The sequence below is a fragment of the Brevibacillus sp. genome (assembly GCF_003521185.1).
GTDB classification, from domain to species: domain Bacteria; phylum Bacillota; class Bacilli; order Brevibacillales; family Brevibacillaceae; genus Brevibacillus; species Brevibacillus parabrevis.
The window spans coordinates 1-26,512 of record NZ_DOTK01000070.1 but is presented as its reverse complement, the minus strand read 5'-3'; the positions used below and the strand labels follow the sequence as shown (position 1 = coordinate 26,512).

Below are 26,512 nucleotides of genomic sequence, written 5' to 3'. Positions count from 1 at the left end.
GAAGCTTGTTTTTACACCGTCTGATTACGCCCGGCACCGATTCCGCTCAGGATTACGAACAGGCTGACGAAGCAGAGGATGGTGAGGGGCAATGTCCACGATTGCTGCCAGTCGTAGACGAGTCCGACGACAATCGGTCCTACCGCGGCCAGCAAGTAACCGATGGACTGGGCCATGCCGGACAAGCGGGCGGCCTGGCGTACGTCTTGTGCACGAATGACGATAAACGTGAGGGCGAGACTGATTGCTGCGCCTTGCGAGACGCCGAGCAAGAGCAGGCAGGCATACAGCAAGACCGTGCTGTTTCCGATCAAAAGCCCGGCGAATCCGAAGAGAGAGCAAAGCCCGATGACGGCAGCCAGCAGACGCTGATTGGACAATCGGGAAGCGATCACCGGGGTGAAAAAGCTCGCGGGTAAGCTGATGGCCTGAACAAGCGAGAGCATCCACCCGGAGCTGGCTTGGCTAATGCCGTGCTGCTGCAAAATAGCGGGCAGCCAGGCGATCGTGCAATAAAACAAAAAGGATTGCAGCCCCATGAACAGCGTGATTTGCCAAGCGAGCAGGGAACGCCACAGCCCTGGCTGCTTTTTTTGCCCGGCGTGTTTGACAGAAGCACTTCCGGCAGAGCGCAGCTGCGGAAGCCAGACAGCGATGGCGAACAGGACGGGAAGCGCCCAGGAAAAGAGCGAGCCTTGCCAGCCCCAATTCCCTGTACTGGCGAGCGGAATACTGATGCCCGAAGCAAGAGCGGCGCACATGGACATCGTCGTCGTGTACACACTGGTCATCAAGCCGGCTTTTTGCGGGAAACGCTGTTTGACCAGCCCCGGCAGCAGCACGTTGCAAATCGCGATGCCAGCTCCCACCAACGCGGTTCCGGCAAACAAGGTGAAGACGTAGCCGGACGAGCGCAAAATCAGACCGATGAGAACGACAAGCAGTCCGGCAAAAAGTGTTCGCTCTGCGCCGAGCCGATGCCCGATCCCCGGAGCCAGAGGGGAGAGCAGCGCAAAGGCGAGCAAAGGAACCGTCGTCAACAACCCGGACATGCTGTTGGACAGTCCGAGATCGCCTTGAATGGAGCCGACCAACGGCCCGACGGCAGTCAACGGTGAGCGCATGGCGAACGTAATCAGAATGATTCCGGCGATGATCAGAAACGGTTTGGGGGTGGCTGGCTGCGCGTTGCTTTTCGCAGTTGCCAATGCTGTCGGACTCATAAGTCAAGACTTCCTTTCTGTATCCGTTCCAAAAGAGCGGTCTTGCTTGCTTGAATCAGGCTCCTTGCCGCTTCCTCGGCTGCGTCTGCATTTTGCTCCGCAATCGCTTGAACCAGCGCTCCATGTGTCTGCGCCTGTTCGTCCATCAACTCTTTTACATCGACCGTACCGCCTACGGACATGTGCAGCGACTCGGTCATTTGCTCGTACAGATCGATCATCACGCTGTTGCGGGTCGCGCGGGCAACCGCGATGTGGAACGCGACATCCGCCGAGATATAGCCCTGGGGGTCGTGTCTGAGCGAGAGGGACGTGTCCAGCTTTTGCCGGATCGTCTGCAAATCGGCCTCTGTCCTGCGGCTTGCCGCCAGTCTGGCGATCTCGCGCTCCAGTCCGTAGCGCACCTCCAAAATTTCCAGTAAAGTCGAGCGCTTGAGCCGACGCTGCATCGCCGCGCCAAACTCGCTCGCTGCGCGGACGTACGTGCCGTCCCCTTGCCGCGCTTCGAGCATGCCAGTGTGAATCAGCGCCTGTACCGCTTCGCGAAGCGTATTGCGGCTGATGCCCAACTGTTCGACCAATTCAGGTTCAGGCGGGATGCGTTCCCCGACCTTCCAGTTGCCAGACTCGATTCGTTCGACGAGCTGCTCCGCGATTTGCTTGACGAGCGAGGAACGAACGGGTTTTTGCAATGTCATGAACGAAACCTCCAAACATCCGATGATTGGGAATGTCGTCATTGTAGCACGGAGAAAGCAGGTGCACAAGATTCATAAGCTAGGAAACTGTTTAAAGCGAAAAAAAGACAGGCGCTTCTCCCGGAGCGGAAGAGGCAGCCTGTCGCTGCTGTTGCGAAAGTCATGTTTTTGGATCATCAAGCTTTTTGCTTTTGTTTTTGCCAGACGAGCAAGACGGCAGCGATGACGAGCGGGTACAGCGCAGACCAGCCGAGAAACGGGTACAGGCCGACGGTGAAAACAAGCGACGTCCAGGCAGCCAGCCGCCCGAAGCGATGATCGCGCAAAAGCCGCACACCAGCGAGACAGCCGCCGATGTAAGTGGCGAAAAAAGTCGCGTTGGGCAGTTCGATCAGTCGTGCCAAATCAATCAGTCCGAGGTACAAAACCGTCAGTACGACAACAAAGCAGAGGGAGAGAAACAAAAGCCCGCCGAGCGGTGTCCGGTATTTGGCGTGCAGCAGCCCGAACCAGCGCGGAGCGATCTTTTCCTGCGCCAGAGAATAGGCGATGCGCGACGCTGCGCCGATGTAGGCGTTGGTCGTGGCAATACAGATGAACAAAGCCGTCACGGCAACGATCCAGCCGCCTAAAGGGCCGAGTGTGAGCTGAACCATGACAGAGAGCGCAGCAGCCGAGATGCCTGCCCCGTAACTGTGGGTGGCTACGGTCATGAACGCTACGGAAAAGTACAGCAAGGCGACGATTCCGGCGCTCCACAGCACACCGCGAATGGCATTTTTCGCCGGATCGACAAATTCTTCCGACAAATGCGTAACCGCCTCCCAGCCGATAAAGCACCAGAATAACAGACCTGCCGCCTGGATGACGCTCAGCCAGCCGTTGGGAACGAAAGGGGTGAAGTTGCTGACGGAAGCGTGGGGCAGGGCAGCGACTACGGCCAAAATCAGGATGGCGATAATCAGGGAGACGACGATGGTCTGGACGCGTGCCGCTACGTGCATTCCGAGAATATTCATGATCACGACTGCGGTCAAAATCAGTGCCGCAGCGGTGTAAATTTGCGTGTCGCCCCAGCCGAGCAACAGGGCAAGGTAGTTCGCTCCGGTCACGCCGAGGATCGGGGCGCCGATGGGCACAGATAATAGAAAGAACCAGCCGACGATATTGCCGAAACGATCGCCGTAAGCCGTGCGGACAAAAGTGGAGACGCCGCCGGAGCTTGGATAGCGGGCGGATAGCAGTCCCATCGTAATCGCCATCGGCAAAACGAGAATCGACATGACCAGCCAGGCGAGAATCGAGGCTGGGCCTGCTTTTTCCGCTGCCAATCCGGGAATCAGCAAGACCCCGGACCCGATGACAGCGCCGATGTACAGGGCGACGATTTGCGGCAGCCGCAACGTTTTGGCCAAGCCCGCAGTTTGCACAGTTGCTTTTTCCATGAATGTTCCCTCTCTTTATGTTCGGTTGTTTGTAGAGGTAGTGTAGCATAGACATTATCATCGGAGTTATCTATAATATTAGATAATTGAAATCGGATTTTTCGATGAAAAAGGAGGGAGCCGTTCATGGATACGCGCTACTTGCTGACGTTCCGCGAGGTGGCAAAATGCCAAAGTTTTACCCGTGCCGCAGAGGTGCTGGGCTACGCGCAATCAAGCGTCACGACGCAGATTCAGAACCTGGAGGCGGATTTTGGAGTGACGCTGTTTGAGCGGTGGGGGCGGAAAATCAGGCTGACCCACGCCGGAGAAGCGCTGCTTGCGTACAGTGAACAGCTGTTGGCCGTTCTCGATGAAGCGAGGGCCAACTTGTCCGAGCAGGCTCAGTTGGCTGGCACGCTGCGCATCGGAACGGTTGAATCGCTTGCGGCGTTTTTTCTGCCTCCTTTCTTGCAAAAATTTCGCCAAGAACACCCGCGCATGCGGATTTTGCTGAAGCCGGGAATTTGTCACGACTTGCGGCAAGGCGTCAAGGAAGGGCATCACGACTTTGCCTTTGTGCTGGATTGGCTGCAAGACCATCCCGAGCTGGTCAACGTGAATCTGGGGGAAGAAAAGCTGGTCGTCATCGCTGCGCCCAACCATCCGCTGGCACAGGTAGAAAAGATCGAAGCGCGCGATTTTATCGGAGCCAACTGGATTTTTACCGAAGCAGGTTGCAGCTATCGCTCGATCATGGAATCGGTTTTGCGCGATGCCGGGGCTGCGATCGAGTCTTCCTCCGAGTTCGGGAGTCTGGAAGCGATCAAGCAATGCGTCGCATATGATTTAGGGATTGCGCTCATCCCTGCTATCGCGGTTGGCGAAGAGGTGAAAAACGGAACGCTTGTCATCCTGCCTTTTTCCCACCCGGATGTCCGCGTTTACCGACAGTTGGTTTATCATAAGAAAAAATGGATGCCGCAAGCTTTGCTGCGCTTCCTCGAACTGTTGACGGCGAGTGCTCCGCCGCAGCCGCTGCCAGGAAAAAGCGACTTGCCCGCTGCGCGCTAGGGAAGCGGCGAGACGATGCGCTTACAAGCGATGTGCGACAAAATTGGCGGGAATAGGAAAAACAGATGATGGTTGTACTTGCGTATGATATGATAGACAAGGTTGTGTTATGAGATAAAGGAGGTTACCCATACATGAACACGGTTTCGGAAAGCATTGTAAAAGACATGTCGCTTGCCCATAGCGGCCATTTGAAAATTGACTGGGTAAAAGAGCATATGCCAGTTCTTAACCGCATTCGCGAGCGCTTCGAAAAAGAGCAGCCGTTTGCGGGACTGAAAGTGGCAATCTCCTTGCACCTGGAAGCAAAAACAGCCTACCTGGCAAAAGTGGTGCAAGCTGGTGGCGCAGAAGTGACCATCACTGGCTCCAACCCATTGTCTACCCAAGACGACATTTGCGCGGCTCTGGTTGAAGACGGCATTCGCGTTTTTGCGAAGTACAATCCAGACCCTGCTGAATACAAAGAGCATCTGATCAAAACGCTGGAAACTCGCCCTGACCTGATCATTGACGACGGTGGCGACCTGGTGACCATCCTGCACAGCGAGCGCCGCGATCTGCTGGCTCAAGTGCGCGGTGGGGCAGAAGAAACGACAACAGGTATCCTGCGCCTGAAGGCACTGGAAAAAGAAGGAAAGCTGGAGTTCCCGATGGTAGCGGTGAACGACGCTTTCTGCAAATATTTGTTTGACAACCGCTACGGTACAGGCCAATCCGTATGGGATGGCATCAACCGCACGACAAACCTCGTAGTAGCAGGCAAAACGGTCGTTGTTGCTGGCTACGGCTGGTGCGGCAAAGGGGTAGCTATGCGCGCGAAAGGTCTTGGCGCGAAAGTAATCGTAACCGAGATCGACGCGATCAAAGCGGTAGAAGCGTACATGGATGGCTTCGAAGTGATGCCGATGAGCGAAGCTGCAAAACACGGCGACTACTTCGTGACCGTAACCGGAAACCGTGATGTAATCCGCAAAGAGCATTTTGAAGTGATGAAAGATGGCGCAATCTTGTCCAACGCTGGCCACTTCGATGTCGAAGTGAACAAAGTCGAGCTTGGCGCTTTGTCGACATCGAAACGAATCGTGCGCAAAGACATCGAAGAATTTGTCATGGCAGACGGTCGAAAACTGTACCTTCTGGCAGAAGGCCGCCTCGTAAACCTGGCAGCAGGCGACGGTCACCCAGCTGAAATCATGGACATGACATTCGCGCTGCAAGCTGTTTCCTTGGCGCACGTCAATGAGCAGTACGAGCAAATCGGCAAGAAGGTACTGAACGTGCCTTACGAGCTGGATGCCATGGTTGCCCAGTACAAATTGGAAGCATTGAACATCGGTATCGACAAATTGACCGATGAGCAAAAATCGTATCTCGATAGCTGGGTCGAATAAGACGCGAAACCCGTCCTTTCCCGGCAAAAAAATCAGCGAAAAAATCCTGCTTACAAACGCAGGATTTTTTTTTATAATAGCAAGTAGGCGACAAGGTGGGGAAAAGTGGGGGAAAGTGGAGCCACAGGACAAGAAAGTGGGGGACCAGGGCGTGTTCATGGGGGAATACCAGCATAGCATCGACGAAAAAGGCCGCCTGACCATCCCTGCGAAATTCCGTGAAGGACTCGGAGCTTCCTTTGTCATTACCCGCGGACTTGACCAATGCTTGTTCGCTTATCCGCTGGAAGAGTGGAAGCAGCTGGAGGAAAAGCTCAAGACGCTTCCTTTCACCAAAGCAGATGCACGCGCTTTTACACGGTTTTTCTTTTCCGGTGCAACCGAATGCGAGTGGGACAAGCAGGGAAGGGTAAATATACCGCCCAATCTCCGCGAGCATGCGGGCATGCAAAAAGAATGTGTGATCATCGGTGTGTCCAACCGCGTAGAGGTGTGGAGCAAAGAACGTTGGGAAGATTATTTCGCCCAGTCGGAAGGCTCTTTTGGAGAAATTGCTGAGAAACTGGTTGATTTTAATTTGTAGCAGCGAGAAGAACAGGAGTGACGACATTGTCGTTTCATCATGTAACAGTATTGAGGGATGAGGCTGTAGACGGCCTGAACATTCGGCCTGGAGGCATCTATGTGGATTGCACACTTGGCGGAGCTGGTCACAGCAGCCTGATTGCTTCCCGTTTGACCGATGGCGGTCGTTTGATTGCCATTGATCAGGACGACTGGGCGCATGAAAATGCCCGGGAACGCCTGGCTCCCTATATGGATAAGGTAACATTGGTCAAAAGCAATTTTCGCCATCTGAAGGAGATTGTCAAAGATTTGGGGCTTACAGGTGTAGACGGCATCCTGTTCGATTTGGGAGTGTCTTCGCCACAGCTTGACGAGGGGGAGCGCGGTTTCAGCTACAACGCCGATGCGCCGCTCGACATGCGAATGGATCAGCAAGCGCCCTTGTCCGCTTATGACATCATCAACGAATGGGACGAAGAAGAGATTGCCAAGATCATCTGGCTGTACGGAGAAGAGAAATTTTCCCGGCGAATTGCCCGGCAAATCGTGCAGCAGCGCAAAAAGCAGCCGATTCAAACAACAGGCGAACTGGTCGAGCTGATCAAGGAAGGGATTCCGGCAGCGGCGCGACGCACAGGCGGACATCCTGCGAAGCGAACGTTTCAGGCGATCCGCATTGCCGTCAACGACGAGCTGGACTCGTTCAAAGAAGCCGTCATCGATGCGATCGAGCTTTTGAATCCGGCTGGCCGCGTGAGTGTCATCACGTTCCACTCGCTGGAAGATCGCATTTGCAAGCAAGTGTACCAGGATTATGCCAAAGGCTGCACATGCCCGCCAGCGTTCCCGATTTGCACATGTGGAAACGAAGCGATCGTCAAAATCATCACGCGCAAGCCGATCTTGCCGTCAGAAGAAGAACTGCAAGTCAATCCGCGCGCACGCTCCGCGAAGCTGCGGGTAGCGGAAAAGGTCTAGAGTGAGCAAAAGCGACGAGGAAGAAGGGGTGAGAAAACGTTGAGCTATTACTACCAAGGCAATCTGGCAATGGAACTGGAAAAGGAATCCCGCTCCGTCACCAAAACAACAAAACGAACAGTCCGAATCAAGCCTACCATTCCGACAGGCGAAAAGTTGCTCTATCTCTTGTTTATCTCGCTGACAGTGACCGGTCTGGGAATGGTCGGGGTAAGATACTCGCAAATTTCCCAAATGAACTATGAAATCCAGAGCACCAAAAAAGAGAATCGCCTGATAGCCGAAAACAACGCCACTCTGAAACTGCAAATCGAGCAGCTCAGCAACCGCGATCGCATCCAGAGAGAAGCCGAGCGACAAGGCATGGTGTACAATGCGAATGCCGTACATACGATTGGTCAGGAGAACGGAAAGGCGAGTTCGCTTCAACAAAAGCCAAACCAGCCTTAAATCAATGTTACTGCGTCTATTGTGCGGTAACATTTTTTTCTTACCCCCGATCAATGACGTGATGGAGTGAGTGGAAATGGATACGAAACGACTGGTGAACTGGCGCATCCTTATTTGTGCGTTGTGCCTGATCTTGATTTTTTCCACCTTGAGTCTGAGGATTTACTGGATTCAGACGGTGGAAGCAAGCAAAATTATGGATAAGGCTACGGAACAATGGGATCGGGCCCGGACGCTGCAACCGATGCGCGGAGCGATCAAGGATCGAAACGGCGAAATTCTCGCTTTCGATGGCAAGGCGTACACGGTGAACGCCAGGTTGAAGGGGCGCGATGACAAGGACAAGGATTTCGTCAAGGACCCTTACTATACAGCGAATGCTCTTGCCCCGATCCTCAACGCTCCGGTTCCTGAACTTGTGAAAATGCTGACCAAGCCGAACACGGTAGTCGAGCTGGGCCGCTATGGCAGAAAAATTAGCGAGGAACAAAAAAACCGGATTTTGGCGCTGCAATTTCCCAAGCTTCCCAGTGGGCAGCAAGTGGAAGAAAACCAGCTTCCGGGGATCTTTTTAAATGAAACGACCAGACGTGTGTACCCGAACAACAGCTTTGCCTCACACGTAATCGGGTACTTGGACCTGTACGACCAGCCGAAAATGGGAATCGAGCTTCAGCTCAACAAGGAACTGGCCGGAGAACAAGGGCAGATGGAGTATAAAAGAGACGGGGCAGGCTATCAGCTTCCGGACAGCCAGGGCCAATACGTCCCGGCAAAAGACGGCTACGACGTCTACCTCACCCTTGACAGGCAAATCCAGGATTACGTCGAGCAAGCGCTGGATGTCGTCGATCGCCAGTACAAGCCAAAAGGCATGACGGTCATCGTCTCCGATCCGCAGACGGGCGAGATTCTCGCGATGGGCAATCGTTCGCAATTTAATCCCAATACGTACTATAACGGGATTACCAACTATACAAACCATGCGATCACTTCCATGTTCGAGCCTGGTTCTACGTTCAAGATCATTACGCTTGCAGCCGCGATTGAAGAAGGGCTGTTCAATCCAAATGAGACGTACGACTCTGGTAAGTACACGATCAAGGGACAAGTTCCGATCCGCGACCACAACAACGGGGTGGGCTGGGGAAGAATTACGTTTCTGGAAGGGGTTCAGCGTTCCAGTAACGTAATGTTCGCGAAGCTCGGCTACGAACGCCTCAAGCTGGAAAAGCTCAGGGCGTACTTTAAAAAGTTCGGGATAGGTTCTTTGACCGAAATCGAACTGCCTTACGAGAAAGAAGGAAACCTGATCAACCTGGAGAAGCCGCGCTCTCCGCGTGACTGGGCAGCGTCGACTTTCGGACAAGGGGTGACAGTTACAGCTATTCAGCAGATCGCCGCAGTCGGGGCGATTGCCAATGGCGGCGAGCTGTTGAAGCCGCATATCGTCAAAGAATTGCGCGACCCGCACACCGGAGCGGTTGTGAAGCGCAGTGAACGCGAAGTGCAGAGACGGGTCGTTTCAGAAGCGACCGCGAAGAAAACCCGCGATATTTTGGAAACGGTCGTGACAGGCGAGCACGGAACAGGGAAGCTGTACGCGATCGACGGCTACCACGTCGCAGGGAAGACGGGAACGGCGCAAAAGTACGACCCGAACACAGGCAAAATCATGGACGGCCACTACATCGCTTCCTTTATCGGTTTTGCGCCAAAAGACAACCCGCGTCTGCTCGTGTACGTTGTCATTGATGACCCAGAAACGAGTGATTCGTATATATACTGGGGAAAAACGATGATTGCGCCCACGTTCAAGACGATCATGGAGCGCAGTTTGCAATATTTGCAACAGCAGCCGGATTTCTCGCGGGTGGAAGCGGATAAAGGAAACGGGAAAAACGACAAGAAATCACAAGCACAAGTATTGGCGGCTCAGCCTGTAGCGAGTCAGACTTTGCCCAAGTTTGAAGGGATGTCGACGACGGCGGCGCAACTGCGCGCGAAGCAGGACAATCTGACGGTGACGGTGCTCGGAACAGGCACGAAAATCGTGGAGCAATATCCTGCCGCTTACGAGCAAACAGTGCCTGGCAAGCAAATCATTTTGGTGACGGATCGTCTGGATGGGGCGAAGATGCCTGATTTCAAAGGGAAGTCGCTGCGCGAAGTCATGGAATTTACTTCGCTTTTGAATATCGACGTGCAAGCCGCAGGAACAGGCTTTGTCGTACAGCAGAGCATCGCTCCGGGCACGGCGCTCACAGGCAAAGAGAAGCTGCTGATTACGCTGCAATCAGAGTCGCAGCCGCCGCCCGCGCCACAACCGCAGGAAGGCACAGCGCCAGCAGGCACAGCGTCACCTGATGGCGCTACGCCGCCGCCCGCGTCTGGAACTGGAACGACTGCGCCGACGAATCCGACTGGAGAGCAGCCTGCGGGTCAGCAGGGCGGACAGCAGGGAAGCACCGGGTCCAACCAGCAAGCTCCTCCAGCTGGCACACAAGCAGGTCAGACAAGTCCAACTCCATAGTTCTATCCCGTCCCCCCGACGAATAAGGTAAGGAAGAGACAACCTATTCGAGGGGGGACTCGCTTTGCGGGTATCCAATGCTACTGTACGCCGTCGCATTTTTATATCGCTTGTCATCGGCATTGTCCTGTATACGGCGCTCATCACCCGACTCGGGTATGTGCAACTGGTAGAAGGGCCGAAGCTGGCGCAAATGGCTGACCAGCTGTTGAATCGGGAAATCGACTTCAAGCCGAATCGCGGCCGGATTCTCGATCGGAACGGCAATGAGCTGGTCTCCAACATGACAGTGCCAACCGTTGTCGCCGTTCCCGCACAAATCAAGGATGCGAAGGAGACAGCCCGGCAGCTCGCGATCATTTTGGAGCAAAAAGAAGAAGATGTGTACCAGGCGATCACGAAGAAACAAATGAGCAATGACAAGATTCCGGGCGGGAAAAAGCTGCCGATCGAAAAAGCGCGAAAAATCCAGGAGCTGAACCTGCCGGGGATTTACTTGGCCGGGGATTCCAAGCGCTTTTATCCGAATGGCTCCATGGCCGCGCATATTTTGGGCTTTACCGGGATCGACAATCAAGGGTTGACCGGACTGGAAAAGATTTACGATCCATTTTTAAAAGGAACGGACGGACACATTTCGTTTCCCTCTGACGCCAAAGGACGCGTGATGCCCGGCGGCTCCGAAGATTACGTAGCTCCGGTAAGCGGAATGGACATGTATCTGACCATCGACAGTGCGATCCAGTCGTTCATCGAACGGGAGCTGGATCAGGCTGTGGTCGCCTATCAGCCCGATGATGTTCTGGCGATCGCGATGAATCCAAAGACGGGGGAAATTTTGGGGATGGGCAGCCGTCCGACGTTCCAGCCGGACGAATATCAGAACTACCCGACGGAAGTGTACAACCGGAATTTGCCCATCTGGAAAACGTATGAGCCAGGTTCGACATTCAAGATTGTCACGCTCGCTGCGGCGTTGAACGAGGGCGTCGTATCGCTCGATGAAGGCTTCTACGACCCCGGCTTCATTACGGTCGCGGGAAAGCGGCTGCGCTGCTGGAAACGGCAAGGACACGGCCAGGAGACGATGCTGGAAGTCGTGGAGAACTCGTGCAACCCGGGTTTCGTGACGATGGGCCAGCGGCTGCAAAAAGAACGCCTGTTTGAATACATCAAAAAATTTGGCTTCGGACAAAAAACAGGAATCGATTTGATCGGAGAAGAGAACGGGCTGTTGTTCAATCTGAACCGCGTCGGTCCGGTTGAGCTGGGCACGACCTCGTTCGGGCAAGGCGTTTCCGTTACGCCCATCCAGCAAATGGCGGCTGTTTCGGCAGCGATCAACGGCGGGAAGCTGATGAAGCCGTTCGTCGCCAAGGAATGGCGCGATAGTGTCACACACGATATCGTAGCGCGGACGCTGCCGACGGAAGTGCGGCAGGTCATCTCGGCAGAGACTTCCGCAAAAGTCCGGTACGCCCTGGAGAGTGTCGTCGCCCAAGGGACAGGGAACAAGGCGTACATCGAAGGCTACCGTGTCGGCGGGAAGACAGGAACCGCGCAAAAGGTCAAGAACGGGCGATACATGGACGGGGAGTACATCGTATCCTTCATCGGCTTTGCTCCGGCAGACGATCCGCAAATTGTCGTTTATTTTGCAGTCGACAATCCGAAAGCACTGGCTTTTGGCGGACTGATTGCCGCGCCCAGCGTCAAGAGCATCATTGAATCTTCCTTGCAGCACCTGAATGTGCCCAAGCGCAAAGACGGGATTGCCAAGGAAATCAACAAAGCTTTGGGCGAGCGGGAACCGATCGAAGTACCGAATATGGTCGGGCAGACGATGAAAGATGTCGTCCAGACGTACGAGACGCTTCCGCTGGTCGTTTCGGGCAAAGGCACCTATGTGATTGCGCAGTCGCCAGCACCGGGAGTAAAAATTGAAGAGGGCGGAAAAATTCGCATACATCTTGGTGACAAATTGAGCAATTAGCTATAAAATGAGATTTCGAAGGCGGAGGGAAGTAGGCTTGTCTACAATCGCTCTGCCTTTGTTCGTCACCAAAACGGATTCGTGTCATTTCGGTAAAAAAGGGCAAATTTCTGTCTATACTAAGTTGGAGAATGGGGTGCCTGTTTCATGTTTCTACGGGATCTGCTCATGCCTTTGTTGCCAGTGAAGGTTTCGGGGGATGACAGTATGGAGATTACGGGTTTGACAGCAGACTCGCGCCAGGTTAAACCGGGCTACTTGTTTGTATGTCTGACAGGGTATACCGTGGATGGTCATACGTTCGCGGCCCAGGCGGTGAAAAATGGCGCCGTTGCCGTGTTATCCGAACAAGATCTGGACGTGCCAGCGACTATTGTCAGGGTGCCGGATACCCGGCGGGCAATGGCTATGCTGGCTGATCGTATTTTCGGATCTCCCACAAGAGAGTTAAAGGTGATTGGGGTTACGGGTACAAACGGGAAGACGACCACCACTCATCTGATCGACAAGATCCTGCGCGATCGGCGCAAGCAAACAGGCTTGATTGGCACGATCCACATGCGAATCGGGGATGTTATCGAAGAAGTGAAAAATACGACTCCCGATGCCGTGGATCTGCAAAGAAGCTTCCGTCGCATGTGCGATGTGAACACAGACTATGCGATCATCGAGGTGTCCTCTCATGCGCTTGAGTTGGGACGGGTGCGCGGCTGCGACATCCATACCGCGGTCTTTACCAATTTGACGCAAGATCATCTCGACTATCATAAAACGATGGAAAACTATCGCTACGCCAAGTCTTTGCTGTTTTCCCAGCTCGGGAACCACTACGATCCGAATTGCCTGAAGACAGCCGTGCTGAACGCAGATGACGAGGCATCGAAGCTGTATGCAACCGTGACACCTGCGCGCGTCGTGACGTACGGCATCGACCAGCCGGCAGACGTCCAGGCTAAAAACATCGAGATTACGAGCAAAGGAACCTCGTTTACGGCGGAAACCTTTGCGGGTACGATTGACCTCAACCTGAAGCTGATGGGGAAATTCAATGTGTATAACGCATTGGCAGCCATGGCGGTTACACTTGCAGAAGGCGTGAGCCTCGAAGACATCAAGGCGAGCTTGGAAGCAGTAGCTGGTGTCAACGGACGTTTTGAAGCCGTAGATGCGGGTCAGCCGTTCGCTGTTCTCGTCGATTACTCGCATACGCCGGACAGCCTGGAAAACGCCTTGATGACCGTCAAGGAATTTGCCAAAGGCAACGTGTTCTGCATCGTGGGCTGCGGGGGAGACCGCGACCGCACGAAGCGCCCGATTATGGCGCAAATCGCAACGAAATATGCGGATATGACCGTCTTAACATCAGATAATCCTCGCTCCGAGGAGCCGCAGGCGATCCTTGCCGACATGCTCGCAGGCGTGCGCGATGTGTCTGCTGCGCGTTACACGGCAGTGACGGACCGCCGTGAAGCGATTCATTATGCCGTTTCCTTGGCGAAGCCGAACGATGTCATTTTGATCGCCGGAAAAGGCCATGAGACGTATCAAATCATCAAAGATCAAGTACTGCCCTTCGACGACCGTGAAGTTGCGCGGGAAGCGATTGCCCGGTACAACCAAGAATAGAGACAGATGCGACACATTGGCATCGAAAGAAAGGAGGCTCGGGCATGTTCGCTGACAACGTCCTAATCGTCACGATCGTCGCCGCGTTTCTCATTGCCGTACTGATTGGCCCACTGTTTATTCCCTTCCTTCGCCGCCTGAAATTTGGGCAGGCAATTCGGGAGGAAGGACCGCAATCCCACTTCAAGAAGGCTGGTACCCCTACGATGGGGGGCACCATCATTCTGCTGGCACTTATATTTACCGTGTTGAAGTTTGCCAATGCTACAATGGAAATTTACTTCCTGTTACTGGTGACACTCGGCTACGGTTTGATCGGATTTTTGGATGACTTTATCAAGATCAGGAAGAAGCGCAACCTCGGCTTGACCGCCAGACAAAAGTTTGCCGGTCAGATTGTGCTGGCTATCGGCGCGTATATTTTGCTGCTGATGATGGGGCATGACACGTCGCTGCATTTGCCAGGCACGCCATGGAAGCTGGAGCTGGGCTATTTCTACTTCCCGTTCCTCTTGTTCTTGCTCGTCGGCACGACCAACGCCGTAAACATTACGGACGGTCTGGACGGCCTTTTGGCTGGTACGGGAGCCATCGCTTTCGGGGCGTACGCCATCATTGCCTGGTTCGGGCAAGATTACGACACGGCGATTTTCAGTGCAGCCGTCGTCGGTGCGGTTCTCGGCTTCCTCGTGTTCAATGCCCATCCGGCTCGCGTGTTCATGGGGGACACAGGCTCGCTCGGTTTGGGGGGAGCACTCGCCGGAATTGCGATCATGACGAAAACAGAGCTGCTTTTGGCGATTGTCGGTGGGGTGTTTGTCGTGGAGACACTGTCTGTCATCTTGCAGGTCGTTTCCTTCAAGACACGGGGCAAACGAATTTTTCGCATGAGCCCGCTTCACCATCATTTTGAATTGACAGGCTGGTCCGAGTGGCGTGTCGTCGTCACCTTCTGGCTGGTCGGCATGTTCTTTGCCGGATTGGGTGTATACCTTGAGGTGGTGACAATCAGATGATGCGTTATCATAATCAGCACGTAGTCGTTTTAGGAATGGCGAAAAGCGGTGTAGCAGTGGCAAAACTGCTGCACCGCTTTGGCGCTCATGTCGTGGTTAACGATAAAAAGCCGCGGGAAGAAGCGAGCGGGATCGAGGAGCTGGAAGCGCTCGGGATTACCGTCATTTGCGGGCACCATCCGGAAGATTTGATTCATCCGGGAGTGTCTCTCGTTGTAAAAAATCCGGGAATCCCTTATGAAGCGCCGCCAGTGAAGCAGGCGCTTGCGCTCGGTATTCCTGTCGTGACGGAGGTAGAGCTTGCCTCCCAGATTGCCAAGGCACCGATCATCGGCATCACGGGCTCCAACGGAAAGACGACGACGACGACGCTCGTTGGACAAATTCTCAAGGAAGCGGGTCTTGATGTGCTCGTTGGCGGCAACATCGGAACCGTTCTTTGCGGTCTTGCGGAGGAAGCTGGGCCAGACCAGTGGCTGGTCGCAGAGCTGAGCAGCTTTCAGCTCATGGGAACGCGAGAATTTCGCCCGCACATCGGTGTTTTGCTCAATCTGTACCCTGCTCATCTCGACTACCACCATACGCTGGAAGAGTATCTCGACGCCAAGCTGAAAATGTTCGCCAATCAGACCGCAGACGATATGGCGATTTTGCCGTTTGACCAGCCGGACATTCTCGCGAAATGCGGCGAGCTTCCCGCACAGACGTACTATTTCAGCAAAACGCAGCAAGTTCCGCGCGGGGCATTCGTCCAGGATGGCGTCATTTTGTTCGCCGATGGACAGGGCGGGACAGAGGCGATTATCGCTGTCGATGAGATCACGGTCCCGCATTTGGACAATGCGCTCGCCGCGATTCTGGTAGCGAAGCTGACTGGCGCTGATACGCGTGCGATCGTGCAGGTGCTCTCGACTTTTGCCGGGGTAGAACATCGCATGGAATACGTGGATTCCATCGCCGGAGTGAAGTATTTCAACGATTCCAAAGCGACCAATCCGGAGGCGGCTTCCCGTGCCTTGCAGGCGTGCCAGGAGCCTGTCGTCTGGATTTGCGGCGGGTTGGATCGCGGTGTTGATTTCAAGGAGCTTTTGCCTGTCATCAAGGGCAGGGTAAAAGCGGTCATCGCATTGGGCCAGACCGCACCGATTTTGCTTGCGCGGGCGGAAGAAGCAGGGATTAACGAGCGAATCCATGTCGATACTGTGGAGAAAGCCGTTCTTGCTGCTTCCCGGTTGGCGCAATCAGGTGACGTGGTGCTGCTCAGCCCGGCGTGTGCGAGTTGGGATATGTTCCCTTCGTTTGAAGCACGGGGGAGCATGTTTAAGGACGGCGTGCATAGACTTAAAACAAGCCTAGCATAACGTCCCACAAAAGCTTCATGAATACAGCGTGAAACGGGACGGCATGAGAAAGGATGACCTGGCACTATGAGCAAGGTACGCTCTGCCCCCGACTTCGTAATTATTTTTGCAACACTTTTTTTATTGGGAATTGGCATCGTGATGGTGTACAGCGCCAGTGCGATCGTCGCCCAGAAGCCACCCTTTTCCGATCCGTACTTTTTTGCCAAGCGGCAGCTGATTTTTGCCTTGCTCGGCATCACATCGATGTACATCACGATGAACATTGACTATTGGGTATGGAAACAATGGGCCAAGCCGGGCTTTTACGCCAGTATCGGGCTGTTGATTCTGGTGCTTATCGTCGGGATTGAAGTGAACGGCTCGAAAAGCTGGCTTGGCTTCGGGGCTTTCGGAATCCAGCCTGGCGAGTTTGCCAAGCTCGGCGTCGTCGCGTTTTTGGCGCGGTGGCTGTCCGACAACCAGAAGCAAATTGTGCAGTTCCGCAAAGGATTGATGCCCGCTCTGGCGATTCCGATGGTTTGTTTCGGCCTGATCATGCTTCAGCCCGACCTGGGTACAGGCACAGTATTGACAGGCACGGCGATTGTGATGATTTTCGCGGCAGGAGCGCGAATCAGCCACTTTGTCGGCTTGGGCATGATCGGGGTGGTTGGCTTCATCGGACTGGTACTGTCAGCTCCTTACCGCATCAAGCGGATTACTTCTTTTCTCGATCCTTGGTCTGACCCGCTCAATACAGGCTACCAAATCATTCAATCGCTGTATGCGATCGGTCCGGGCGGTTTGCTCGGCCTCGGTTTGGGACAAAGCAGGCAAAAGCATCTGTACTTGCCGGAACCGTACAATGACTTCATTTTCTCCATTGTGGCGGAAGAACTCGGCTTCATCGGCGGTACGCTCATCTTGCTGTTGTTCCTGCTGCTTTTGTGGAGAGGGATGCGCACAGCGATCACGGCCCCCGATCTGTTCGGCAGCCTTTTGGCGCTCGGGATCATCGGAATGATTGCGATCCAGGTCGTCATCAACATCGGGGTCGTGACAGGCATGTTTCCGGTGACGGGGATCACGCTGCCGTTTTTAAGCTATGGAGGATCATCCCTGACACTGATGCTCACAGGTGTCGGCGTTCTCCTGAACATATCTCGGTTTTCTCGATCATGAATGAACAGCAGGAAAAAGGTGCGATGCTTCGCACGTGGGCAATCTGTTTTCTCTGCATAAAAAGGGTGTGAGAGTATGCGCGTCGTCCTTACAGGCGGTGGCACAGGTGGACATATTTATCCGGCGCTTGCGGTGGCGAGGGAAATTTCTCGCCAAACTCCGCAGGCTGCCTTTTTGTATATCGGCAGTAAAAAAGGGTTGGAAGCCCAGCTCGTACCGCGAACAGAAATTCCTTTTCAGTCCGTCGAGATCAGCGGGTTGAAGCGGAAGCTGTCGCTGGACAACCTGAAGACCTTGTGGAAATTCGTCCGGGCCGTGTCGGATGCGAAAAAAATGCTGCGCGATTTTCAACCGGATGTCGTCGTGGGCACGGGGGGATACGTCTGCGGGCCAGTCGTCTACGCAGCCTCGCGCTTGGGCATCCCGACCTTGATCCACGAACAAAACGTCGTTCCTGGTCTGACCAACAAATTTATGTCGCGCTCGGCTACTCGGGTGGCCGTATCTTTTGCAGAGTCTCTCGCGTACTTTCCAGAGGGGAAAACCGTGTTTACTGGCAATCCACGGGCGACAGAAGTGATGCATGGCAACGCGGAGGCGGGCCGTGGCTTTCTGGGGGTAGACGCAGGCAAAAAAATCGTCCTGATCTTTGGCGGCAGCCGGGGAGCGAGGGCGATCAATGAAGCGGTGCTTTCTGTTGTTACCGAGTTGGGCAAATATGCCGATACTCATTTTGTATACGTAACCGGAGATGTTCACTTTGATAAAATCTCCAGCGAGCTTGCCGCAAAAGGGAAGCTTCCCGAGAACATTTCCGTGCTTCCATTCGTCCATAACATGCCGGACGTTTTGGCGGCGACACATATACTGGTCGGACGTGCAGGTGCATCTACCTTGGCAGAAGTGACGGCTCTCGGCGTTCCGTCGATTTTGATTCCGTCTCCGTATGTGACAAACAACCATCAGGAGAAAAATGCGCGCGGCCTTGAACGTGCAGGTGCAGCGCGAGTCATTGTGGAGAAGGAGCTGAGAGGAGAGCGCCTGCTTCAGGAAGTGGAAAGCTTGCTGCACAGCGATGAGCTGTGGAAGCAAATGAAAGAGAGCGCCCTGTCGCTGGGAATGCCGAAAGCAGCCACGGAAATCGTGCGCACCTTGCAGGAAGTCTCCGCAAAAAAATGATCAGATGGGCGATTGTCACGCCGATCTGGGCGATCGCATAGTATGGAGCAAACACGTGAGAAGACTTACAGGTCCGACCTAGCAAACGTATCAGGAGGTTCACAAATGATAAATATTGCAGATGAGCTGAAGCAAGCAGGGATCGGAAAAGTGTGGACCAATGAGCCTCTCGCCAATCATACGACATGGCGGGTTGGCGGTCCTGCTGATTTGTTAATCCAGCCCAAGGACAAAGAATCCTTGCTAAAAGCCTTGCAGATCATCCATCGTCATGAAATTCCTTGGAGTGTTATCGGGCGCGGCTCCAACCTTCTGGTGAGGGACGGAGGGATTCGCGGAGCCGTGTTCAAAGTGGCTGAGGGCTTGAGCCACTGCGAGTTCAGGGGTGAAGAGGTGTGTGTGGGTGCCGGATATTCCATGATCCGCCTGGCGGTGGAGACAGGCAAGATGGGATTAACAGGGATGGAATTCGCAGGAGGGATTCCTGGTACGGTAGGCGGAGCCGTCTATATGAATGCAGGGGCACACGGATCTGATCTTTCACGTATTCTTATTGAAGCCGAGATTCTTTTCGCAAACGGCGAATGTAAGGTGTTGAGTAACGACGAACTGAGCTTTAGCTATCGGACTTCTCTTTTGCAAAAAGAAAAAGGGATTGTGCTGGAAGCCCGTTTTCAACTGCGTACAGGCGATCGCAAGCAGATTGCCGCGACACTTGCGACCAACAAGGATCGGCGACGCCAGACACAGCCGTTGCAAATGCCGTGTGCGGGCAGTGTGTTCCGCAACCCGCCGAACGATCACGCAGGGCGTCTGATAGAAGCAGCGGGGCTGAAAGGCTATCAAATCGGTGGAGCTCAGGTTTCAGAAAAACACTCGAATTTCATCGTGAATTGCGGGGGAGCCACGGCTACCGACGTCCTCACCTTGATTGAGCATGTTCGGAGCACAATTCTTGCGAAATACGGAATTGATCTGCATCCGGAAGTTCTGGTGGTGGGCGAGGGGTAACACGGAGGTGAAAGTTTGGAGACTTTTGCGATCGAAGGCGGAAGACCTCTGTCCGGTTCGCTTCGGATCCAAGGAGCTAAGAACGCTGCTCTTCCCATCCTTGCCGCTGCTGTTCTTGCGGAAGGGCAATTCTATATCTACGATGTCCCCCATTTGAAAGATATCAAAGTCATGCTGGAGATAATGACGGCACTGGGGGCCAACACGAAGCACGTGGACGGTTGCGTCGATCTGGATACAACGTCTGTCTCCGTCCCGCATGTGCCAGATGATTTAATGAGCCAGATGCGATCTTCTATTTTTCTCGCCGGGCCGCTTCTGGCCAGGTTGGGTGAAGTCACCATATCGCGTCCCGGTGGCTGCGACATTGGTGAACGCCGAATTGACCTGCATTTGTCTGGTCTTACGGCACTCGGGGCTAAAATAGAAGAATCCGAAGGCTACATTACTTTTCGGGCAAAGCAATTGCGCGGGACCAACATCTTTCTTTCCTTCCCCAGCGTGGGCGCGACGGAAAATATCATGATGGCGGCAGTCTTGGCAAAAGGGACGACACGCATCTGTAATGCGGCTCGGGAGCCGGAGATTATCGACCTGCAAAACTTCCTGAACGCCATGGGTGCGCGAATAAGAGGGGCAGGAACCGATACGATTGAAATCAGCGGCGTACCGCGGCTTCGCTCCGTCAGCTACCGGATCATTCCCGACAGAATTGTGACGGGGACGTATGTGCTGGCGGTCGGCATTGCCCAAGGGCATGTGGAGCTGACCAATACATTGCCTGAGCAACTCACGGCATTGATTGAGGTTGCCCGTAGCTGTGGTGTTGAAATCAAGACCCGCCATGATATAATGGAAATCAAAAGCAACTCCCGTCCTCGTGCTTACGACCGGATCATCACCTCGCCGTATCCAGGGTTTCCGACTGACCTGCAGGCGCAGCTGATGGTGTTTCTGTCACAGGCGAGGGGAACCAGCGTCATCAAGGAAACGATTTTTGAAGGAAGATTCAAACATGTGAATGAATTGGCGCGAATGGGCGCCTCTATATACGTAGATCTCGGCTCTGCTATCATTCGCGGCGTCGGGAAGCTGACCGCCACGAATGTGGAAGCGACAGATCTGCGAGCAGGCGCTGCTCTCGTATTGGCAGGGCTTGCGGCAGAAGGCATTACGACGGTGAATCAGATTCATCATATCGATCGTGGATACGATCGCCTGGAAGAGCAATTGCGCAGGCTGGGAGCCGACATCACGAGGGTTTCGATATGATCGAGGGAAGTCAAGCGGCATAGTGCTATGCCGCTTTCCCTGTTTTGTATAGTTACATTTATTTGGAAGAAATCCATTTATTCCCTTTTGAATGAATTATCTTGCGGGCGATGAGCCTAGAATGCATGAGGAAGGATTCGGCCATGGCGGTAATTGAGGAACGCATTCCGCAAGTCAAGCAGCAACGTCCCAGACGAAAAGGAAACCGTAAACTGGTATTTTGGCTCGTGCTGTTTTTTCTTACTGTACTTATCATTGTTTTTATTCGCTCACCGTACAGCAAGGTGCAGGAAATCCAGGTTATCGGAAACGACATTTACACCACAGAGCAAATCGTCCAGCAATCGGGTCTGCAACGCGACATGCAATTTCTCAATGTGTGGGAGAGCAGCGTGCAAAGCAATCTGGCGCCGCTTGAGGGCGTCAAGAACGTGACGGTCAGCCGTTCTTTTCCGGGAGTGATCCGGCTGCACGTAACGGAGCAAAAGCGCGTCGCCTTCTGGAATGGACAAGACGGCAGCCGCTATCCGCTGCTCGAAAACGGCAAGGTGCTGAAGCAGGTGAATTTTGCCGATCGCGTGGTGGACAGGCCCTTGATCAGCTCCTGGGCAGCGCCTGAGCTGCTCCCCAATCTCGCCAAAGCGTTGTCTCGCCTCACACCGAATGTGCTCGCCGAAATTTCGGACATAACTCTGACGCCAACGGTGTACGATAAGCAGCGGGTAACCTTGTACATGCGCGACGGAAACGAAGTGCGCAGCGTGGTCTACAAGCTGGATAAAATGCTGAACTGGTATCCGGCGATCGTGGCAGAGCTGCCGGCAGGAACAAAAGGGGTGCTCTCCATGTTCGAGCAGCCGTGGTTTGTTCCGTACGGTGCGGGAAGTGATGCCATTCCGATAGCAGGCAGCCAGGAGCAGACAGAAAAGCCGCAGTAAAGAAAAAAGGGGTAGCAGACAATGAGTCGTCGCCGCAAATTTCATCTTTATTTAACCGTCGTGACGCTTTGTACAGGCTTTCTGGTAGCAACCTCGTTTGAGACTACCAAGCTCACGCGCAAAGAGCGGTTGAATGATCAGCTGTTCCAGCAGGAAACGCAATTGAATGACCGGATTTTATCCGAAAAAGAACAAAACAGGCATTTGGAAAACCAGCTGATTGATTTGCAGCGCCAGGTAGGCAAAGTCGAGGAAGCGATGGCTCAGCAAAAATCTGAGGCAGCCGACACACTCGCCCAGCTGGAGGCTGCGCGTATGCTCTCCGGCGTGGTCGCTGTAGAAGGCCCTGGTCTTGTCATCACGATGCAGGACAGCCAATCGGCAGCAAGCAGCTCGGACATCGCCAATTACATCGTGCATGAGCAAGATGTGCGTCTGGTCGTCAATGAACTGCGCGCAGCGGGAGCCGAGGCGATCAGCATCAACGGCCAGAGACTGGTAAGCAACTCTTCCATCCGCTGTGTCGGTCCGACGATCATCGTCAACGGAATCAAGTCTGCCGCTCCTTTTGTCATCTCGGCAATCGGCAATCCGGAGACGATGGAGAGTGCCCTCCATTTGCCAGGAGGAGTATTGCAATCTCTGCAAGACTTTGTTCAAATCGACTTGGCGAAAAAAGAGAAGGTGCAGCTCCCGGCCTTCGTTGGTGACGCCAAAACGAAACACTCCTAAAAGGTAAAAGGATGCGTTTGCCCTATGTTACAAAAAAGCCGTAAAATCACGTTTATTCTTGCCATTATTAGTGCTATCATAGGTGTGATGTTGGCTGTGCAATTGCGCAGCAGCCTCCATCCGGTACATAAGGAGTCTCGCAGCATTGCGGAACTCCGGACCACGCTGCAAAAAGAGCTGGAGAAACACAAAAACCTGCTTGCAGATATTTCCAAGTACAATCAGCTGTACTACCAATACGAAACCGCATTAAGTGAAGACGAGAGCATTTCGGTCATGAAGGAAGAGCTGGAGCGAAACCGTCGAATGGCTGGAATGGTAGAGGTCGAGGGGGAAGGCATCGTGCTGGAAGTTGTCGATGCCCACACGCCTACAGAGCCGATTCTGGACGAACACATGCAGGTGCCTGTTGTAGGTGAATACACGATTGACGATGAAGATTTGCGTTGGCTGGTCAATATCCTGTTTGCGAACGGAGCGCAAGCGGTGTCCATTAACGATCATCGGTTGATTGCCACTTCCGCGATCCGCAATGTAGGGGCTGTCATCCAGATTGATACGAGGACGATACAGCCTCCATATGAAATAAAAGCATTGGGAGAGCCTGACGTGCTTTTGTCCGCGATGAAGCTGGAGGGTGTCGAAGAGAACTTTCAGCTGGCGAACAAAAAAGTGTTGGCCGAAAAACGGGACAAGCTGTTGATTTCCGCAAACAAAGAAACACGTGTCATCCAATTTATGAAACCTGTTAAAGAAAAAGGAGATTCGTAACCATGTGGCTCCCGCTTATCGGACTGATTGTCGGTCTCGCTGTCGGCTTCCTTCTGGATTGGCGCGTGCCCCAGGAGTATAGCAGCTATCTTTCCATAGCTCTGTTGGCTGGATTGGATACGATCTTTGGGGGGATTCGCTCCTTCTTGGAACGCACCTTCAACGTTCGGATCTTCATGTCCGGATTCTTTTTCAATACGCTCTTTGCAGCTGGGCTGGCCTTCATCGGAGGTTTCCTCGGGATTGATCTGTACCTGGCAGCCATCGTGGCTTTCGGGGTGCGTCTCTTCAATAACCTGGCTGTGATTAGGAGAATAGTTCTATCCCGTTGGATCAATCAGCAAGAATAGCCCGAACAAATGGGAAGATGGTCATTTTTTTACAAAAATTCTAGATGAAAAAAAGGGAATGGTTGTCCTGTGTGGAATAATTTATGCAGGTGTTCTCATTTTAGCAAGACAAAAGACGTAGCAGGGGAGGTGTCACAGGTTTGGTAAGTAATGAACTCATCGTCAGCCTAGACATTGGAACATCCAAAGTACGCGTCATGATCGGCGAGATCAACAACGGTTCCATCAACATCATCGGCGTCGGACAATCACACTCAGAAGGCATCAAGAAGGGCGTGATTGTTGACATCGACCAAACCGTGCATGCCATCCGGGAAGCAGTCGATCATGCTGAACGCATGGTTGGCGTTTCTATCGAAGAAGTGTATGTGGGGATCACTGGAAACCATATCGAGTTGCATGAAACCCAAGGGGTTGTCGCTGTATCCAGCGAAGACCGTGAGATACGAGAAGAAGATATCCAACGCGTCATTCAGGCAGCGAAGGTTGTAGCGATTCCGCCGGACCGTGAAATCATCGAGGTAGTTCCAAAGGAGTATATCGTAGATGGGCAGGGTAGTATCAAAGACCCTCGCGGGATGATTGGTGTCCGACTGGAAATGGAAGGGACCATTGTAACCGGATTGAAAACGGTTGTACATAACATCGTTCGCTGTGCTCAACGAACCAATCTGCGTGTAGCTGGAATTTTCTTGCAACCGCTTGCGGCTAGCACGGTTGCCCTATCCAAAGATGACAAAAATATGGGTGTCGTTCTTGTCGACATCGGTGCGGGTTCTACCACGATCGGTGTATTCGAGCAAGGTAAGCTGGCCGCTACCACCGTGATCGGCATCGGTGGCGACCATATCACAAGCGACATTTCACTAGGATTGCGTACCCATACGGATGTGGCAGACCGCGTGAAAATAAAAAACGGTTGTGCGTTGATCGATGAAGCTTCTGAAGATGTGAAATTCAAGGTGAACCGGATTGGCAGTGAAGTAGAAAAGCAGTTTACCCAAGTAGACTTGGCCAATATCATTGAGCCGCGCGCTGCAGAAATATTCCAATTAGTCGAGGATGCTGTCTACAAGATGGGCTTCCGCGACGAGATTGCAGGCGGCTACGTCCTGACTGGCGGTACAGTAGCAATGCCTGGCATGCTGGAATTGGCAAAAGAAGAATTGGACGCACCTGTTCGCATCGCAATTCCTGATTACATCGGAGTGCGGGATCCTGCCTACACCACAGGGGTAGGTTTGATTCAATATGCCTTGCAGTTGATGGAGCGCCGCAGCGTACGCGTCACCCCCTCATTCAAGGGCACTCAGAAGCAAACCGTTGCCAAGCAGCCAAAAGAAGGCGGCGGTTTGATGGAAAAAGTGAAAAACTGGTTTAGCGAATTTATTTAGTCGCTTTGCCGTAGTTAGCACAATGGCGAAAATTGGAACGTTTCGTTCTTTTGAAATCATGGAAGAGAATAACGGGATGTCCCATTCGTTTGTCAATCGGCTTCTTGGGCCACAAGTTTTTATGTTGAATTGGGGAGGACTAGCAATATGCTGGAATTTGATATGGACATGGAATCCTTTGCACGAATTAAAGTAATTGGGTGCGGCGGCGGCGGCAGCAATGCCGTAAACCGCATGATTGCAGGCGGCGTGAAAGGGGTAGAATTTATCACCCTGAACACCGATGCACAGGCGCTCCAATTGTCCAGTGCCGAGATTAAACTGCAAATCGGGGAAAAGCTGACACGCGGTCTCGGAGCAGGTGCGAATCCGGAAATCGGCAAAAAGGCGGCGGAAGAGAGCCGCGATTTGATTGAAAATGCTCTGCGCGGTGCAGATATGGTATTCGTTACGGCGGGAATGGGCGGAGGAACCGGTACTGGTGCAGCCCCTGTTGTCGCTGAGATCGCCAAGGAGATGGGCGCTCTTACGGTGGGTGTCGTGACTCGTCCTTTCTCTTTCGAGGGGCGCAAGCGTTCCCAGCACGGTGAGGCTGGTATCGCGGCACTCAAGGAAAAAGTGGATACGCTGATCGTCATTCCTAACGATCGTTTGCTGGAAATCGTAGATAAAAACACACCTATGCTCGAAGCGTTCCGTGAAGCGGACAACATTTTGCGCCAAGGGGTTCAAGGGATTTCCGACCTGATCGCTGTACCGGGTCTGATCAACTTGGACTTTGCAGACGTGAAGACGATCATGACCGAGCGCGGCTCCGCTTTGATGGGGATCGGCGTAGGCAGCGGGGAAAACCGTGCGGCTGAAGCAGCTCGCCGTGCCATTTCCAGCCCGCTCTTGGAAACATCGATTGACGGTGCTCGCGGCGTTCTGATGAACATCACAGGCGGCACCAACTTGAGCTTGTACGAAGTAAACGAAGCAGCAGATATCGTTTCTTCGGCAGCAGACCCAGATGTAAACATGATCTTCGGTGCGGTCATCAACGAAGATTTGAAAAATGAACTGGTAGTTACGGTCATTGCAACGGGATTCGAGCATTCCCAGCGCGTACCGGAAGCACCGCGCCGCCAGCAACAACCGATCAATACCGCTGGCAACCGTCCGACACCGATTTCCAACACGAATACGGGCCGTGCCAAAGAAGAAGAGGATGACAAGTCCTTCTTCTCCATGAGCAATCTCGACAACCTCGATATTCCAGCATTCCTGCGAAATCGTCGTCGCAACAAAAAATAGGCCACAAAAGTGGAAAAGCCTTGTTCTCTTTTCGGAGACAAGGCTTTTTTTTGTGAAGGATTGTAATA

General features: G+C 53.5%; 23 protein-coding genes. 20 read left to right on the top strand and 3 right to left on the bottom strand.

The genetic code is table 11. The features are described from left to right. Positions 1-11: 11 nt before the first annotated feature. The 3 genes from DEP07_RS21230 to DEP07_RS21220 all read right to left on the bottom strand — a co-directional run bounded on the left by DEP07_RS21230 (position 12) and on the right by DEP07_RS21220 (position 3,366). Positions 12-1,223: a CynX/NimT family MFS transporter gene (locus tag DEP07_RS21230; protein ID WP_173597033.1), complete on the bottom strand. Its 1,212-nt coding sequence runs from the start codon at positions 1,221-1,223 to the stop codon at positions 12-14. Continuing rightward, positions 1,220-1,921, bottom strand: a complete 702-nt coding sequence (locus tag DEP07_RS21225; protein ID WP_287102986.1) for a FadR/GntR family transcriptional regulator — start codon at positions 1,919-1,921, stop codon at positions 1,220-1,222. The genes DEP07_RS21230 and DEP07_RS21225 overlap by 4 nt, the downstream gene beginning before the upstream one ends. 176 nt (positions 1,922-2,097) lie before the next feature. Then, on the bottom strand, positions 2,098-3,366 hold the full coding sequence (locus tag DEP07_RS21220) for an APC family permease (protein ID WP_122964996.1): 1,269 nt from the start codon (positions 3,364-3,366) through the stop codon (positions 2,098-2,100). A gap of 126 nt (positions 3,367-3,492) precedes the next feature. Between DEP07_RS21220 and DEP07_RS21215 the strand changes: the two genes are divergently transcribed. From DEP07_RS21215 to ftsZ, 20 genes are all read left to right on the top strand, one after another. Further along, on the top strand, positions 3,493-4,419 hold the full coding sequence (locus tag DEP07_RS21215) for a LysR family transcriptional regulator (protein ID WP_122964997.1): 927 nt from the start codon (positions 3,493-3,495) through the stop codon (positions 4,417-4,419). Between the two features lie 134 nt (positions 4,420-4,553). Next, a complete protein-coding gene (locus DEP07_RS21210; RefSeq protein WP_122964998.1) occupies positions 4,554-5,813 on the top strand; it encodes an adenosylhomocysteinase in 1,260 nt (419 codons plus the stop codon). A gap of 151 nt (positions 5,814-5,964) precedes the next feature. Next, positions 5,965-6,396, top strand: coding sequence for a division/cell wall cluster transcriptional repressor MraZ (gene mraZ, locus DEP07_RS21205; protein WP_063230384.1), 432 nt, complete (start codon positions 5,965-5,967; stop codon positions 6,394-6,396). Between the two features lie 17 nt (positions 6,397-6,413). Further along, positions 6,414-7,358, top strand: coding sequence for a 16S rRNA (cytosine(1402)-N(4))-methyltransferase RsmH (rsmH, locus tag DEP07_RS21200; RefSeq protein WP_122964999.1), 945 nt, complete (start codon positions 6,414-6,416; stop codon positions 7,356-7,358). 39 nt (positions 7,359-7,397) lie between these two features. Next, positions 7,398-7,808 carry a cell division protein FtsL gene (gene ftsL, locus DEP07_RS21195; protein WP_122965000.1) on the top strand — a complete coding sequence of 137 codons (411 nt, stop codon included), beginning with the start codon at positions 7,398-7,400 and terminating at the stop codon, positions 7,806-7,808. 76 nt (positions 7,809-7,884) lie between these two features. Further along, on the top strand, positions 7,885-10,341 hold the full coding sequence (locus DEP07_RS21190; protein WP_173599290.1) for a penicillin-binding protein: 2,457 nt from the start codon (positions 7,885-7,887) through the stop codon (positions 10,339-10,341). A gap of 64 nt (positions 10,342-10,405) precedes the next feature. Continuing rightward, complete coding sequence (locus DEP07_RS21185; protein ID WP_122965002.1) at positions 10,406-12,334, top strand: stage V sporulation protein D; 1,929 nt, start codon at positions 10,406-10,408, stop codon at positions 12,332-12,334. Between the two features lie 147 nt (positions 12,335-12,481). Then, a complete protein-coding gene (locus DEP07_RS21180; protein ID WP_122965003.1) occupies positions 12,482-13,960 on the top strand; it encodes a UDP-N-acetylmuramoyl-L-alanyl-D-glutamate--2,6-diaminopimelate ligase in 1,479 nt (492 codons plus the stop codon). Between the two features lie 44 nt (positions 13,961-14,004). Further along, positions 14,005-14,976 carry a phospho-N-acetylmuramoyl-pentapeptide-transferase gene (mraY, locus tag DEP07_RS21175; RefSeq protein ID WP_122965004.1) on the top strand — a complete coding sequence of 324 codons (972 nt, stop codon included), beginning with the start codon at positions 14,005-14,007 and terminating at the stop codon, positions 14,974-14,976. Further along, positions 14,973-16,337, top strand: a complete 1,365-nt coding sequence (gene murD / locus DEP07_RS21170) for a UDP-N-acetylmuramoyl-L-alanine--D-glutamate ligase (protein ID WP_122965005.1) — start codon at positions 14,973-14,975, stop codon at positions 16,335-16,337. Before mraY ends, murD begins: the two co-directional genes overlap by 4 nt. A gap of 66 nt (positions 16,338-16,403) precedes the next feature. After that, complete coding sequence (spoVE, locus tag DEP07_RS21165; protein WP_122965006.1) at positions 16,404-17,501, top strand: stage V sporulation protein E; 1,098 nt, start codon at positions 16,404-16,406, stop codon at positions 17,499-17,501. 75 nt (positions 17,502-17,576) lie between these two features. After that, on the top strand, positions 17,577-18,680 hold the full coding sequence (gene murG / locus DEP07_RS21160; RefSeq protein WP_287102985.1) for an undecaprenyldiphospho-muramoylpentapeptide beta-N-acetylglucosaminyltransferase: 1,104 nt from the start codon (positions 17,577-17,579) through the stop codon (positions 18,678-18,680). 105 nt (positions 18,681-18,785) lie between these two features. Beyond that, positions 18,786-19,691: a UDP-N-acetylmuramate dehydrogenase gene (murB, locus tag DEP07_RS21155; RefSeq protein ID WP_287102984.1), complete on the top strand. Its 906-nt coding sequence runs from the start codon at positions 18,786-18,788 to the stop codon at positions 19,689-19,691. Between the two features lie 15 nt (positions 19,692-19,706). Next, positions 19,707-20,963 carry a UDP-N-acetylglucosamine 1-carboxyvinyltransferase gene (murA, locus tag DEP07_RS21150; protein WP_122965009.1) on the top strand — a complete coding sequence of 419 codons (1,257 nt, stop codon included), beginning with the start codon at positions 19,707-19,709 and terminating at the stop codon, positions 20,961-20,963. 143 nt (positions 20,964-21,106) lie between these two features. Further along, a complete protein-coding gene (locus DEP07_RS21145) occupies positions 21,107-21,901 on the top strand; it encodes a cell division protein FtsQ/DivIB (RefSeq protein ID WP_122965010.1) in 795 nt (264 codons plus the stop codon). A gap of 21 nt (positions 21,902-21,922) precedes the next feature. After that, the gene (locus DEP07_RS21140) at positions 21,923-22,633 is read left to right on the top strand and encodes a DUF881 domain-containing protein (protein WP_063230397.1); all 711 of its coding nucleotides are present in this window, start codon (positions 21,923-21,925) and stop codon (positions 22,631-22,633) included. A gap of 24 nt (positions 22,634-22,657) precedes the next feature. Next, positions 22,658-23,404: a DUF881 domain-containing protein gene (locus tag DEP07_RS21135; RefSeq protein WP_122965011.1), complete on the top strand. Its 747-nt coding sequence runs from the start codon at positions 22,658-22,660 to the stop codon at positions 23,402-23,404. 2 nt (positions 23,405-23,406) lie between these two features. Further along, positions 23,407-23,754: a small basic family protein gene (locus tag DEP07_RS21130; protein ID WP_005832967.1), complete on the top strand. Its 348-nt coding sequence runs from the start codon at positions 23,407-23,409 to the stop codon at positions 23,752-23,754. Positions 23,755-23,894: 140 nt separating this feature from the next. After that, entirely contained in the window at positions 23,895-25,148 is a 1,254-nt protein-coding gene (ftsA, locus tag DEP07_RS21125; RefSeq protein WP_122965012.1) for a cell division protein FtsA, read from the top strand. A 147-nt stretch (positions 25,149-25,295) separates the two neighbouring features. Beyond that, positions 25,296-26,444: a cell division protein FtsZ gene (gene ftsZ, locus DEP07_RS21120; protein ID WP_122965013.1), complete on the top strand. Its 1,149-nt coding sequence runs from the start codon at positions 25,296-25,298 to the stop codon at positions 26,442-26,444. Positions 26,445-26,512: the final 68 nt, after the last annotated feature.